14 protein-coding genes, 1 tRNA gene, 2 rRNA genes and 1 pseudogene (1 of these 18 only partly in view) are annotated in these 13662 nt (G+C 58.3%); 7 read left to right on the top strand and 11 right to left on the bottom strand.

Annotated elements, in window-relative coordinates; all coding sequences use genetic code 11:
- Positions 1–124: 124 nt before the first annotated feature.
- Positions 125–427: a YfcZ/YiiS family protein gene (locus ACTG2B_RS01820; protein WP_005339945.1), complete on the bottom strand. Its 303-nt coding sequence runs from the start codon at positions 425–427 to the stop codon at positions 125–127.
- A gap of 16 nt (positions 428–443) precedes the next feature.
- The gene (gene tatA, locus ACTG2B_RS01815) at positions 444–605 is read right to left on the bottom strand and encodes a twin-arginine translocase TatA/TatE family subunit (protein ID WP_005339944.1); all 162 of its coding nucleotides are present in this window, start codon (positions 603–605) and stop codon (positions 444–446) included.
- A gap of 276 nt (positions 606–881) precedes the next feature.
- Between tatA and ACTG2B_RS01810 the strand changes: the two genes are divergently transcribed.
- On the top strand, positions 882–1850 hold the full coding sequence (locus ACTG2B_RS01810) for a LysR family transcriptional regulator (protein WP_005348538.1): 969 nt from the start codon (positions 882–884) through the stop codon (positions 1848–1850).
- A gap of 77 nt (positions 1851–1927) precedes the next feature.
- Here the strand turns inward: ACTG2B_RS01810 and ACTG2B_RS01805 are convergent, their stop codons facing one another.
- Together ACTG2B_RS01805 and ACTG2B_RS01800 are read right to left on the bottom strand one after the other, a co-directional pair.
- Positions 1928–2527 (bottom strand): YhgN family NAAT transporter, encoded by a 600-nt coding sequence (locus ACTG2B_RS01805; RefSeq protein ID WP_040069536.1) that lies wholly within the window; start codon positions 2525–2527, stop codon positions 1928–1930.
- Between the two features lie 99 nt (positions 2528–2626).
- On the bottom strand, positions 2627–2872 hold the full coding sequence (locus ACTG2B_RS01800; RefSeq protein ID WP_005357633.1) for a YecH family metal-binding protein: 246 nt from the start codon (positions 2870–2872) through the stop codon (positions 2627–2629).
- Between the two features lie 209 nt (positions 2873–3081).
- On the opposite strand from ACTG2B_RS01800, the gene ACTG2B_RS01795 reads away from it, so the two are divergent.
- A complete protein-coding gene (locus ACTG2B_RS01795) occupies positions 3082–4365 on the top strand; it encodes a dicarboxylate/amino acid:cation symporter (protein WP_106844114.1) in 1284 nt (427 codons plus the stop codon).
- A gap of 11 nt (positions 4366–4376) precedes the next feature.
- Here the strand turns inward: ACTG2B_RS01795 and ACTG2B_RS01790 are convergent, their stop codons facing one another.
- The gene (locus ACTG2B_RS01790) at positions 4377–4691 is read right to left on the bottom strand and encodes a putative signal transducing protein (RefSeq protein ID WP_005339933.1); all 315 of its coding nucleotides are present in this window, start codon (positions 4689–4691) and stop codon (positions 4377–4379) included.
- A 9-nt stretch (positions 4692–4700) separates the two neighbouring features.
- Positions 4701–5603: a LysR family transcriptional regulator gene (locus tag ACTG2B_RS01785; RefSeq protein ID WP_019444678.1), complete on the bottom strand. Its 903-nt coding sequence runs from the start codon at positions 5601–5603 to the stop codon at positions 4701–4703.
- Positions 5604–5699: 96 nt separating this feature from the next.
- Here ACTG2B_RS01785 and ACTG2B_RS01780 point away from each other — a divergent pair.
- Positions 5700–6751, top strand: a pseudogene (locus ACTG2B_RS01780) (HlyD family secretion protein).
- Positions 6751–8304 (top strand): DHA2 family efflux MFS transporter permease subunit, encoded by a 1554-nt coding sequence (locus ACTG2B_RS01775; protein WP_429201902.1) that lies wholly within the window; start codon positions 6751–6753, stop codon positions 8302–8304. Before ACTG2B_RS01780 ends, ACTG2B_RS01775 begins: the two are co-directional and overlap by 1 nt.
- 75 nt (positions 8305–8379) lie before the next feature.
- Here the strand turns inward: ACTG2B_RS01775 and ACTG2B_RS01770 are convergent, their stop codons facing one another.
- The gene (locus tag ACTG2B_RS01770; protein ID WP_005348507.1) at positions 8380–9006 is read right to left on the bottom strand and encodes a lysoplasmalogenase; all 627 of its coding nucleotides are present in this window, start codon (positions 9004–9006) and stop codon (positions 8380–8382) included.
- Between the two features lie 175 nt (positions 9007–9181).
- Between ACTG2B_RS01770 and ACTG2B_RS01765 the strand changes: the two genes are divergently transcribed.
- Positions 9182–9337: a hypothetical protein gene (locus ACTG2B_RS01765; RefSeq protein WP_155397466.1), complete on the top strand. Its 156-nt coding sequence runs from the start codon at positions 9182–9184 to the stop codon at positions 9335–9337.
- A 210-nt stretch (positions 9338–9547) separates the two neighbouring features.
- Here ACTG2B_RS01765 and ACTG2B_RS01760 read toward each other — a convergent pair whose 3' ends face one another.
- Positions 9548–10666 (bottom strand): fatty acid desaturase, encoded by a 1119-nt coding sequence (locus ACTG2B_RS01760; RefSeq protein WP_111900340.1) that lies wholly within the window; start codon positions 10664–10666, stop codon positions 9548–9550.
- Between the two features lie 147 nt (positions 10667–10813).
- Here ACTG2B_RS01760 and fabR point away from each other — a divergent pair, with 147 nt between their 5' ends.
- Positions 10814–11434 (top strand): HTH-type transcriptional repressor FabR, encoded by a 621-nt coding sequence (gene fabR, locus ACTG2B_RS01755; RefSeq protein ID WP_005339921.1) that lies wholly within the window; start codon positions 10814–10816, stop codon positions 11432–11434.
- A gap of 19 nt (positions 11435–11453) precedes the next feature.
- A complete protein-coding gene (locus ACTG2B_RS01750) occupies positions 11454–11813 on the top strand; it encodes a YijD family membrane protein (RefSeq protein WP_139732161.1) in 360 nt (119 codons plus the stop codon).
- A gap of 461 nt (positions 11814–12274) precedes the next feature.
- Here the strand turns inward: ACTG2B_RS01750 and ACTG2B_RS01745 are convergent.
- The 3 genes from ACTG2B_RS01745 to ACTG2B_RS01735 all read right to left on the bottom strand — a co-directional run.
- Positions 12275–12351, bottom strand: a tRNA-Asp gene (locus ACTG2B_RS01745).
- Between the two features lie 95 nt (positions 12352–12446).
- Positions 12447–12561, bottom strand: a 5S ribosomal RNA gene (gene rrf, locus ACTG2B_RS01740).
- A 122-nt stretch (positions 12562–12683) separates the two neighbouring features.
- Positions 12684–13662 (bottom strand): 23S ribosomal RNA (locus ACTG2B_RS01735); it runs 1910 nt beyond the window's last position.

The raw sequence follows: 13662 nt of genomic DNA, 5'->3' as shown, positions 1-13662 counted from the left end.
CTTGCGCCTTCTGTTGGCCGACTCGCGCCGGGCAAAAACGTCTGTGGGATAGAGTAACTATAGAACGCCGACCCACAGCAGAAGGGTCAACACGGCAGGCAAACCTGCCGCGTTATCAGACAACTCAGATAGAGCGGGCCCGCATTTCGAAAATCAGTTTTTCAGCAGTGCAGGTGAATTGCAGGCGGGCTTTCAGGATCACGCCGTTGGCGCCCTGGGTCAGTTCGCTGCTCACTTGAGCTTCAGCAGTGACCTGTTTGGCCAGTGCTTCATAGGCAGCCAGCTTGGCGCGGGCATCAGCCTCGGCAGCTGCTTCAATCACCAGATCCATCACATCGTCGCCTTCGCCGATGATGGTGCCGATCTCGGCAAAACAGCCGCAGCTGTCACAGGTTTCGTTCAGTTCAACTTTCTCGTCTACAGACATTTTCTACTCCTACTGCTTATTTCGGATGATTTGCGTCGTCACGCATCGCCTTGCGAAAATCTTTGATGGCGGTACCCAGATCCTCACCTGCACTGGCAAGACGCTTGCTGCCGAAGACCAGCACAACGACCAGCAAGAGGATCAGCATATGCCAGATATGAATTCCACCGAGTCCCATAGGGATACTCCCTCACAAAGAGATATCTGTTACTTGTATCAAAATAGAGCGCAGGGATTGTTGGGCAAAATCAAGGCAGGTGCAAGTGAGCAAATAAATCATAGCCAAAAAATAGGGCGACCCAAAGGTCGCCATATTGATTGTGCTACATGTCCCCTCAACCGCTACATCCTGTACCAGTGGTTCATGCGAACCTGAGACCATTTGAGGATAAGATCGCCAAGATATGAAAACAAATGGTATAAATTCATCTTAGAATTGAAGAGGATTCATATCATGCTGCTGGAACAACTGGGTCGCATCGACCTCAATTTGCTGATTATCCTGCAGGTACTGCTGGAAGAGCGCAACGGCAGCAAGGCGGCACGCCGCCTTCATCTGAGCCAGTCCGCCGTCAGCAAAGCCCTCGGCCGTCTGCGCGATACCTTCAATGATCCCCTCTTCATCCGCTCTGCCTACGGGCTGGAACCCACCGGCCGCGCCCTTGCGCTGCAACAGCAGTTGCAACCCATCCTGTTGTCGCTGGACAACCTGATCCAGCCGCCCGAGTTCGACCCCGCCAGCTCGGAGCGGGAGTTCGTCATCGCCAGCATGGACAGCGCCTTCACCCTGTTTGCCCCGCTCTACCTGAGCGAGCTGAAGCGGCAGGCACCACGGATCCGCTTGCGCTACGAGGAGTGGACCGAGAACAGCCTGACCGAGATGAGTCAGGGACAGGTGGACATCGCCTTCGCGGTGCGGGAGAACTGCATCAGCTCCGATTATCGGCTCGATACCCTACCCGACAGCATCTGTCAGCGAGTGCTGGCGGTCGATGATCTCACCTGTCTGGTGCAGCAGCACCACCCCGCGCTGCGGGAGCCCAACTGGAATCTGGAGCACTACCTCAGCTATCCCCATGTGCAGACTTACTGCGAGGGGCGGGACCGCTGGATGCTGGATCACAAGCTGGCAGAGCAGGATCTCTACCGACGTATCGAGGCAACCGTGCCCTCCTTCGAGGCGGCGCTGCGGATGGGGATGCACTCCGACATGATAGTGACACTCTCCAGGCTCTACGCTCGCCACGCCACCCAGGTCTATCCGCTGTTGCAGTTGCCGCTGCCCATCGGGTTGGACAGCATCTCCCATCTGCTCATCTGGCATCAGCGTCACAGCGAGGATCCGGGCCACCGCTGGCTGCGGGAATTGCTGCTCTCCCTCATCATGAGCAAACTGGAACCCGCAGCGACCACTCACGAGTGACGACACGCCCTCTCGGCAGGAAGAAAAGAACGGGGCTCTGCGTAGCCCCGTTTCATTCACTTCAAGATGTAAACCGCTCAGCCCTGGCCGGTCACTGCCAGATAGTGATGTACCCCGTCCAGCAGCATCTGGACCGAGATCATCACCAACAGCATGCCCATCAACCGCTCCACCGCAGTGAGTCCCCGCTCACCCAGCAGCTTGTTGAATACCTCGTAGAACATCAGGATCACCGCGCTGGCGGCCCAGGCCATAAAGAGCGCCAGCGACCAGTCCACCATCCGGCTGGGCTCCTGATTGGCCAGCAGCATCAAGGAGGCGAGGATCGACGGACCGGCGATCATCGGGATCGCCATCGGCACCAGGAAGGGCTCCTCGCCCGCCGCCAGCCCGGTCACGCCCCCCTCACTCGGGAAGATCATCTTGATGGCGATCAGGAACAGGATGATACCCCCCGCAATGCTGACCGCCTCCTGCCGCAGGTTGAGGAAACCGAGGATCTGCTGACCGACGAACAGGAACAGCATCATGATGGCCAGCGAGAAGAGCAGCTCGCGCACCATCACCTTGCGACGTCGCTTGGGATCGATATGACGCAGGATAGAGAGGAAGACCGGCAGGTTGCCCAGCGGGTCCATGATCAGAAACAGCATGACTGCGGCAGAAAAAGTATCCATACAACGCCCGGGCTACGCCCTGAATAGGGAAAATAGAGGGGGCGAAATATAGCAAAGGGCGAAGAATTGAGCGAGCGCCATGATGCGCTCGCAGCGGGATTAACCGTGGTTGCAGATCTTGTCGGCGCGGGTCTGGAAACCTTCGGCCGAGTCGATGAATTTGCCTCGGGCGGCCAGAAAGTCGATCAGCGCTTCCGCATCCATCTCGCTGGCGCTGCAGGTATGAAAACGGGCTTCGGCACCGAACCGTTCGGCCATCGCCTGTTTCAGGCTGGCACGGGTAAATTGCCCCCCTTGCGCCAGCATCATCTCCATCACTTCGTGACCATGAACCGATTGCGACATCTCTCACCTCAATAATGAACATATTTAATGCCAATTAAATATCTCCCCGCCCGGAGGGATCTTGATATAGGCCAATAAATTGCGCATTTCCTGGTCAGGGGAGTGGTCACCGCCACTGCTTTGTCGATAATGTGGCAACCCGCGTCAGGGATCGCTACACTGGCGCCCCTTTTTGGCCATCGCAGACAATGTATAAGGATATTGGCGTCATGCTGTTCCATGGAGAGGCTCTCAAGCCCTGGCAGATCTGGACCCGCCGACCACTCTGGCTCAAGACTCTGATCGGCATGCTGACAGGGGTGGGTCTGGGCGTCGGCTTTGAAGAGCAAGCCCTGCTGCTCAAGCCCCTTGGCGTCCTGTTCGTCAACACCATCCAGATGCTGATGGTGCCCCTCATTTTCTGTTCGGTCATCGCCGGTCTCACCTCGCTGCTCAAGGGCAAGGCCCTCGATCGCATCGGCAGCAAGGCGATCTGCCTCTACTTCTGCTCGACCGCCATCGCCATCTGCATCGGCCTGATGATGGGCTGGCTGCTGGAGCCCGGCATGGGTGCCGACATGGGCCCCTATGAGCGGATCGGTATGTCGGAACCACCCACCCTGGCCAGCGTGCTGAGCCATCTGGTGCCGAGCAACCCGGTACAGGCGATGGTGGATGGCAAGATCCTGCAAGTGATCGTCTTTGCGGTGGCGCTGGCGGTCGCCCTCAATGCCAGCGGTCGCCGTGGCCGCCCCGCCATCCTCTTCTTCACCTCGCTGGCCGAGGGGATGTTCAAGCTGACCCAGATGGTGATGGCGCTCGCCCCTTATGGTGTCTGCGCCCTGATGGCCTGGATGACCGGCAAGTACGGCCTCGACCTGCTACTACCGCTGCTCAAGGTGATCGGCGCCGTCTACCTCGGCTGCCTGCTGCACGTGCTCGGGGTCTACAGCACCCTGCTGCTCCTGTTGGCACGGCTCAATCCGCTGCACTACTTCAAGAGTATCGTTGACGCTCAGGCGGTTGCGTTTACCAGCAGCTCCAGCAACTCCACCCTGCCCATCAGTCTGGCCTGCGCCGAGAAGCGGCTGGGAGTCTCCCCCGCCATCACCGCCAAGGTGCTGCCCATCGGCGCCACCATCAACATGGATGGCACCGCCCTCTATCAGGGAGTGACTGCGCTGTTCGTGGCTCAGGCATTCGGGGTGGATCTGCACATGCTCGATTACCTGACCATCATCAGCATCGCCACCCTGGCCAGTATCGGCACGGCAGGTACCCCGGGCACCGGGTTGATGCTGCTGACCCTGACCCTGACTGCGGTGGGCTTGCCGCTGGAAGGGGTGGCACTGATTGCAGGCATTGACCGGATCCTCGACATGGCGCGCACCACGGTCAATGTTTCGGGGGATATTCTGGTGTCGGTGCTGATCGCCCGCAGCGAAAACGAGCTGGATCTGGCGACCTATCACGATGCCAGCGCAGGGGAAGATATCGAGTTCCCGCCGCGCTAGCGGAAGAAAGATCAGCTGTCGTGGGGATCGTGATGACAGCGCCAGCAGACGTCGAAGTTGGCGCCGTTCTCCTCCCCGCACTGACCGCACAGCCAGCCGTTACCCTGACGCTGCTGGTAACGCTCGATGACCCGTCCTGCCTTGCTGCGATCCTCGGCCCGCACCATCAGGGTCACCTGCAACATGTCGACCGGCAGCTCGCCAAGGGCGCCAGACAGCCCCTCGCCATTGAGGCGCACCAGCACCCCTTCCGCCTCCAGCGCCCCTTTCAACGCGTGTGCCTCCAGGGTGTGTGAGGCGCGATAGAGATTGATCCAGTTATCCATAGCTCCCCCTTACAACAACTTGTCGATGCCAAACTCGGCGCCGTTCTCAATCATGAAATCGATGAATGCCCGCAACTTGCGCGGCATCAGTTGCCGCTCCGGAAACAGCAAATAAATCGGCACCCTGGGTTGCTGCCACTCTGGCAGCAGGATCACCAATTCGCCGCTGGCCAGCTCATCCTGACAGAGCATAGCGGGTAACGAGGCCAACCCCAGCCCCGCCTTCGCCGCCTCCCGGGCACAGGTAATATTATTGACCCGAAAACGGGATGGGGGGTCAACCAGCACCTCTCTGCCATCCAGCTCGAAACACCAGTGAGAGGCGAGAAACCCGCTGCTCACCGTCACCCGCTCGTGGTTGGCCAGATCTTCCGGCCGCTCGATGACCGGGCTGCGGGCCAGATAGTCCGGGCTGGCACAGAGCAGCCTTCCTGTGCTCCAGAGTCGGCGTGCCGCCAGATTGGAGTCGCTCATGTCGCCAATCCGCACCACCGCATCCAGCCCTTCGCTAATGGGATCCACCACCCGGTTGGTCAGCTCCAGCTCCACCTGCAGGGCGGGATAGGCCTGCAAAAACTTGGCGACCAAGCGCCCAACCACCAGTTGCCCCGTCTCGATGGGCACCGCCAGTTTGAGGGTACCGGTCACCTCCTGCTGGCTGGCGCTCAGCATCAGCTCGGCTTCGGTCAGGGCATCGACCGCCTTGCTGCAGTGCAGGTAGTACTTCTCCCCCTCCTCGGTCAAAGTGAGCTGACGAGTGGAGCGATAGAGCAGACGCACTCCGAGCCGCTGTTCCAGTTCGGCGATGCGGCGGCTGACCATCGCCTTGGTCATCCCCAACTCACGGGCAGCCCCCGTAAACGAGCCCTTGTCGACGATACGCACCAGAATTAACGCGGCATTGAGATCCATTGTTGCACCACTGAAACTGTATATCTCGTGAACCAATACTAATCGAAACAGTTGACCAGTGTTAGCCTGCGCCCCTTAAGTTCAGGAATCACAAAAATGAGTCAACACAAAAAAATTCCCCTGCTGGCAGCCATGATATTGGCGCTGCTCGGTCTGCTGTTCGCCGGTTACTGGTATCTTCACGGCCGCTATTTTGAAAGCACCGACAACGCCTATCTGCAAAGTGAAGTGACCGGGATCAGCTCCAAGCTGCCCGGCTATATCCGCGAAGTGCTGGTCACCGACAACCAGCCGGTCAAAGCGGGCCAACTGATCGCCCGTCTCGATGATCGCGAATACAAAACCAGGGTCGCGGAGGCCGAAGCCGACCTGCGCCTCAATCAGGCGACGGCCGAAAATCTGGCCGCCACCCGCACCCAACAACTGAGCCTGATCCAGCAAGCCGAGGCCAAGGTCGCCTCCGCCAATGCCGAACAGCTGCGCGCCAGCCAGCAGGTCAACCGGATCAGTCAGCTCAACCAGCGCCACTACAGCTCGCAAGACAGTCTGGACGAGGTACGTGCCGGCCTGCAGGTCAATCAGGCGCAAGCCCGGGAGGCCCAAGCCGCCCTGCAGGCGGCCCGTGAGCGACTGCTGGTACTGGATGCCGAGCGCAAACAGAATCTGGCCAAGCTGGCATTGAGCGAAGCACAACTGGAGCAGGCCAAGCTGGAGCTCGGCTACACCGAACTGCGGGCGCCTGCTGACGGCATCATTGGCAAGCGCAGCCTGCGGGAAGGGCTCTACGTCCAGTCCGGTATGCAGGTCGCCAGCCTGGTGCCGCTGCAGCAGGTGTGGGTCGAGGCTAACTTCAAGGAGACCCAGCTCGCCCATATGCAGCCGGGCCAGAAGGTCGAAGTTGTGCTCGATGCCTACCCGGATCAACCGGTCGAGGGGATCATCGACAGCCTGGCCCCAGCCACCGGCGCCAAATTCGCCCTGCTGCCACCGGAGAATGCCACCGGCAACTTCACCAAAATCGTGCAGCGGGTACCGGTCAAGATCCGCCCCCCGAGCCGGGCCCGCTGGCAGGCAAGCTGCTGCCGGGTCTCTCCACCGAAGTGATCGTGGATACCCGCACTCCTGAGCCCGTGGTGGCTGCCAACTGATGGAACCCATTCCACGTCGCAACTGGATCGCGGTCATGGGGGGGCTTATCGGCGCCTTCATGGCCATCCTCGATATCCAGATCACCAATGCCTCCCTGAAGGATATTCAGGGGGCCCTGTCGGCCACCCTGAGCGAAAGCTCCTGGATCTCCACCTCCTATCTGGTGGCGGAGATGATCGCCATCCCCCTGAGCGGCTGGTTGAGCCGGGGGCTGAGCGTGCGCCGCTACCTGCTCTGGACCACCGGCGCGTTTATCGCTGCCTCCGTGCTCTGCTCGTTCAGCTGGAACCTCACCAGCATGATCGTCTTCCGGGCGCTGCAAGGCTTCACTGGCGGGGCGCTGATCCCGATGGCCTTTTCCCTCATCGTCACCCTGTTGCCGTTACAGAAGCGGGCCACCGGCATGGCGCTGTTTGGCCTCTGCGCCACCTTCGCCCCCGCCATCGGCCCAACCCTCGGCGGCTGGCTCACCGAGCAGATGTCGTGGCACTACATCTTCTATCTCAACGTGCCGCCAGGATTGCTGGTGATGGCCATGCTGGCCCACGGGCTTGATAAAAAACCGGTGGACTGGGAGGTGATCAAGCGGGTGGATCTCATCGGGATTGTCACCATGGCGCTTGGCCTCGGCTTGCTGGAGGTAGTACTGGAAGAGGGCAACCGGGAGGACTGGTTCGGTTCAAGCTTCATCGTGCGACTGGCGGTCATCTCGGCGGTGGCGCTGGTGTTCTTTGTCATCAGCCAGCTGATCCGCCGCCACCCGCTGGTCAATCTGCGGCTGCTGCACAACCCGCGCTTCGCGCTGGCCTGCTTCGCCTATCTGATCCTCGGCATGGCGCTGATGGGCTCCATCTATGTGCTGCCGCTCTACATGACCCAGATCCACAACTACAACGCGCTGGAGATCGGCGAAGTCCTGATGTGGATGGGTCTGCCGCAACTGCTGGTGCTACCGCTGGTGCCCAAACTGACACACAAGATAGATCCGCGCTATCTGGTGAGCTTCGGCTTCCTGATCTTCGCCGTCAGCTGCTTTATGAACGTCAACATGAGTGCCGACTACGCCGGGCCGCAGCTGATCCATTCGCTCATCGTGCGGGCGCTGGGGCAGCCCTTCATCATGGTGCCGCTCTCCCTGGTCGCTACCGCCAGCCTGAACCACGACGAGATCCCCTCCTCCTCGACCCTGCTCAACGTGCTGCGCAACCTCGGTGGTGCGTTCGGTATCGCCATCATCGCGACCCTGCTCGACAACGATACCCGCACCCATGTGTTGCAGATTGGTAGCACTCTGGCCGCCAGCAGTATCGAGGGGCAGAACTATCTGCTGCAGCTGGCCCAGAGCATGATGGCGCAGGGTTCAGGCCCCGAGATAGCCCAGCAGCAAGCCCACGCCATGCTGGCCAATACCATCAACCGGGAAGCGGCCATCATGGCCTACAACCAGGTGTTCTACATCATGGGGATCTTCTTGCTGATCGCCAGCGGCCTGATGTTGTTGCTCAAATCCCCCGCCCCACGGGCAGCGGATGCCGAACCGCTAGAGGCGTGAAAAACGCCGGGCATAAAACGAAAACGGGCCAATGCCCGTTTTCGTTATCTGTTACCTGCACTCAACCAGAAAGCGTTATCCCGCCAGCGACCCTGCAATCAGGAATTGTGCTGCGAAGTAGCTACTCATCACCCAGGCGCGGGCGTGGGGAAAGGGGCGGCGGAAGCGATCGAGCGCCAGCATGCTGTCGGAGAAGAGGAACATCAGCGCCCCCACCAGAGCGGCGGCAGAACCGGCAGTGAGAGAGGCGTGCCAGGCACCGGCAGCCACCCAGGCCATGCCGATGATCACCAGCATGTAGCAGAAGACCGGGATCCGCATCTCCCCCAGCTTGCCCCAGAGCAGGCCGAATACCATGCCGGCGATCAGCAACAGCAGCAAACCATCCACCAGATTGAGCAGCAATGGTCCTTGGGCAAAACCGACGATATAGCAGAGATGCGCGACAAGAAATGCCGCCAACCCCTGAATGAAGCGATCACTTGGCAGCATCAGCAGCACATCGCCCGCCAGCGAGAGACAAAGGCCGAGCAGGATCCAGGCGTGGGAACCGTCGTGGTCATAACTCTGGTAGCCGAACGCCAACGCGATGATAAGCAACATGGTCAGCGGCTTGCTGATATAGAACTGGCGGCTGTCTGAACCGTAGGCAGCGCGGATATGCCACCAACCTGAAGCGATGATCAAGAAACTCAATAACATGCCCTGCTCCTCACCTGTTGCTCGCAGTCATACGGCAACCGTTTTTATCATGGTGCAGGGTAACAAATTCCCTCCCCCAGTGGCAGGGGTGCTTATCAAATGGACAGACTAAGCCTAAAGTCTAATTGCCGCCCCGAGTGGTTCAGGGCATAAGTGACGGGTCTGGAGGATCACCATGGAAGAAGCTATGAAGAACTATCTGCCCGCCATCGATATCATGATGTGCCATCTGGGGATCAGCTTTGAGCAGGCCTGTGAACAACTGGGTCTTAGCCAGCAGGAGCAACAGGCACTGGATCTGCTGCAGCAACAGCAGAGCCAAGCCAACTAAGCCCTCCCGTTATTGGATATCATGATGCGCCATCTGGGGATCAGCTTTGAGCAGGCCTGTGAACAACTGGGTCTTAGCCAGCAGGAGCAACAGGCACTGGATCAGTTGCAGCAACAGCAGAGCCAAGCCAACTAGCTTGAGTTGAATCATAAAAGAGAAGACCGCCAGCAGGCGGTCTTCTCTTTTAGTCTCTGTGATAACCGGGCGGCATCATGCAATACCTGCCAGCAGGCGACTCCAGTTGCGTTTACCTGCGATAAAGCCGTCCCGCAGGGCCCGATACTCCAGTTGCAGCTTGAGGCGGTCATAGCGCGCCAGCGCCTTGCGCTTGCGCAGCTCCAGCAGCCGCTTGCGACTAGCGTAATAGTGTTGCAACTGCTGGCTCAGCTTGTCGTACTCCTCCTGCAGCAGCGCCTGCCACAGTTCGCGATCTTCCTGCTTGCGCAACTTGGCTTGTGCCCGTTTCAGCTGCATCTGCAGCCGGGCTTGTTCGATACGCTCCTCCGGCGAGGATCTGAGATCCCCCGCCAGACCACACCAGGAGGCGAGCCGGATCAACCACTTGGTCGGATCGAACTGCCACCAGTGAATGCCGTTGCGGTAATCATTCTCGAACAGGTGGTGAAAGTTGTGATATCCCTCGCCAAAGGTGAAAAAGGCCAGGATGCCGTTATCGCGAGCGGTATTGCGGTCGGTATAGGGCTGACTGCCCCAGATATGGGCCAGCGAGTTGATGAAGAAGGTGGTGTGGTGAGTCATCACCATCCGCAGCACGCCCGCCAACAGCAACATGCCGAGCAAGTCCCCATGCCACAGGCCGAGCAGCAGCGGCAACCCCAGATTGGCCGCCAGCGCCAACGTCAGATAGTGACGGTGCTGAAACGCGACCACCGGGTTGTTCTGCAGGTCACGCACATTGCTGTAATCACCATAGCGATCCCCCTGATGTTCCCGCAGCATCCAGCCTATGTGGGAATACCAGAAGCCACGCCCCGCGCTGTAGGGGTCTTTATCGTTGTCATCCACATGACGATGGTGACGGCGGTGATCGGCCGACCAGTGCAGGGCCGAATTCTGCAGCGCCAACGCACCGCCGATGGCAAACAACCACTGCAAAGCGGGGTGCGCCTTGTAGGCCTTGTGCGACCAGAGCCGGTGATAGCCTGCGGTGATGGAGAGACCACTCAGGCAAAACAACAACAGGAAACTGGCCCACTGCCAGAGATCGTAACCGTGGCTCACGCCGTACCAGGGTACGACAATCAACGCCACTATCCCGGAGAGGGAGAACAGCAGGGTATTGGTGAAAATAATGGGGGGTCTGGCCATCTCATTGCATCCTTTCAGCGAACAGCTGTTAGCCATTTTCTATGGTGATTTCCTCACGGTCAATGGTAAAAAAGTAGGATACAAACCTGATCCTGAGGCGCCTTCGGGTTATCATTTGTCCTCGTTAAGCTGAAGGTGACTGATTTCGTGGGTATTCGCGCTCAACAAAAAGAAAAAACCCGGCGTACATTGATCGATGCTGCATTCAGCCAACTGTGCGCCAATCGGAGTTTCTCCAATCTCAGCCTGCGGGAAGTCGCTCGTGAAGCGGGTATCGCTCCTACCTCTTTCTATCGCCACTTTCGCGATATGGAGGAGCTGGGCCTGACCCTGGTTGACGAAGGAGGTCTTACCCTGCGCCAACTGATGCGACAGGCACGCCAGCGCATTGCCGGTGGTGGCAGTGTCATCAGCACCTCGGTGCAGACCTTTATGGAGTTCGTCGAGAACAACCCCAACATCTTCCGGCTGCTGCTGCGGGAACGCTCCGGCACCTCTGCCGCCTTTCGTCAGGCGGTGGCTCGCGAAATCCAGCACTTTATCGCAGAGCTGACCGATTATCTGGAAGCCACTACAGAAGCACCACGGGAAGATGCCTACATCCAGGCAGAAGCCATGGTCACCATCGTCTTCAGTGCCGGTGCCGATGCACTCGACATGACCAGCGAAGAGTGCCGGGCACTCTCCGATCGCACTATTCGCCAACTGCGGATGATCGCCATGGGCGCCGAGGTACAAAACCAGAAGCGCCGTGAACCTCACCCATGACCACAGGATGGAGAACGACATGCCTGAACAGCTTATGATCCCGAAAAAACCGCTTGCCATGGCCATGCTGATTGGTATCTGTGGCGATGCTTCTCTGGCCGTGCTGACCAACTCGGTCGTGCCTTTCTCCTTCTTCCCGCTGATTGCCCTCTGGCTGGCGGCCTATCAGCTGTTCCAGCACTATCGCCATGAACCCATGGTGGGCAACACCCCCATCTGTACCCTGCTCTGCTTCTTTATCGGTGTCTTCGGTCACTCCGCGCTGCTCAAAGTGCAATACCCGGAGCTTGGCAGCAACTTCTTCTCCCTGATCATGATGCTGCTGTTACTGGCAGCCCTCTCCATCAAGCTCGGCCTGAGCATTGGCAACAAAGAGTAAGCCCTGATAAATCGACCGAGTGATGGTAATCAGCTGATAGATAAAACAAAGAGGCCTTCCCGTCGGGAAGGCCTCTTTGCTTGAACGGTACCTGATTAATCCGGCAATCTCGGTATTCCCAACCTAGCCAAGCTGCTGGGCTTCAAGATCGACGTGCAGATGGAAGCGGAGGTGGTCAATATGGGACTGTCCTGTAGTCAGCAAGCGACAGAAGCCTGATTTGACCCCTTGTAGACTCGTTCAAATGGCTGATAAGGCCCGGATATAGCCAGAAAATGGCGGGAATAACCGGCTATCTGGCCCTCTCTTGGCAGGTAAAAACCAAACGTTGGCTGTTTAACACGCTAAAAACAGCAGAGCCCAGTCTCACGACTGGGCTCTGCTGTGCAAATCTGTGGTTCTTATGGACAAAACCGCCCATAGCAAAAAGGCCTTCCCATTCGGGAAGGCCTTCAAATTAGTGGCGGAGCGGACGGGACTCGAACCCGCGACCCCCGGCGTGACAGGCCGGTATTCTAACCGACTGAACTACCGCTCCGCATTCGGTTAGCTTTCGCTAAATCTTTTGCTGCTTCTTCTGAGGTGTCATCCTCGCAGCCGGCTATGTGTTTTCACATCACCGTTTAATTGGGTGCCTGGCAGTGTCCTACTCTCGCATGGCGAATGCCACACTACCATCGGCGCTACCGCGTTTCACTTCTGAGTTCGGCATGGGATCAGGTGGTTCCACGGCGCTATGGCCGCCAGGCAAATTCTTAATCTAGAAAGCTGATGTGAATAACGATTTGCCTGTTGGCTTCGCTATCACTGAATTAGTTGGTAGTTCGCTTGGTATTTGCTACAAGGCTCGAAACACTTCTTGGGTGTTGTATGGTTAAGCCTCACGGGTAATTAGTATGGGTTAGCTCAACACGTCACTGCGCTTACACACCCCACCTATCAACGTTGTGGTCTCCAACGGCCCTTTAGGACCCTCAAGGGGTCAGGGATGACTCATCTCAGGGCTCGCTTCCCGCTTAGATGCTTTCAGCGGTTATCGATTCCGAACTTAGCTACCGGGCAGTGCCACTGGCGTGACAACCCGAACACCAGAGGTTCGTTCACTCCGGTCCTCTCGTACTAGGAGCAACTCCCTTCAATCATCCAACGCCCACGGCAGATAGGGACCGAACTGTCTCACGACGTTCTGAACCCAGCTCGCGTACCACTTTAAATGGCGAACAGCCATACCCTTGGGACCGACTTCAGCCCCAGGATGTGATGAGCCGACATCGAGGTGCCAAACACCGCCGTCGATATGAACTCTTGGGCGGTATCAGCCTGTTATCCCCGGAGTACCTTTTATCCGTTGAGCGATGGCCCTTCCATTCAGAACCACCGGATCACTATGACCTACTTTCGTACCTGCTCGACCTGTCCGTCTCGCAGTTAAGCTGGCTTATGCCATTGCACTAACCTCCTGATGTCCGACCAGGATTAGCCAACCTTCGTGCTCCTCCGTTACTCTTTGGGAGGAGACCGCCCCAGTCAAACTACCCACCAGGCACTGTCCGCGAGCCCGATTCAGGGCCCTGCGTTAGAACATCAAACATACAAGGGTGGTATTTCAAGGACGGCTCCAGCGCAACTGGCGTCACGCCTTCAAAGCCTCCCACCTATCCTACACATGTAGGTTCAATGTTCAGTGCCAAGCTGTAGTAAAGGTTCACGGGGTCTTTCCGTCTAGCCGCGGGTACACCGCATCTTCACGGCGAATTCGATTTCACTGAGTCTCGGGTGGAGACAGCATGGCCATGGTTACACCATTCGTGCAGGTCGGAACTTACCCGACAAGGAATTTCGCTACCTT

This window comes from Aeromonas sp. 30P (assembly GCF_051919805.1).
Taxonomy (GTDB): Bacteria; Pseudomonadota; Gammaproteobacteria; order Enterobacterales; family Aeromonadaceae; genus Aeromonas; species Aeromonas veronii.
The sequence above is the reverse complement of the archived record's forward strand: the minus strand, read 5'-3'. Positions and strand labels throughout refer to the sequence as shown.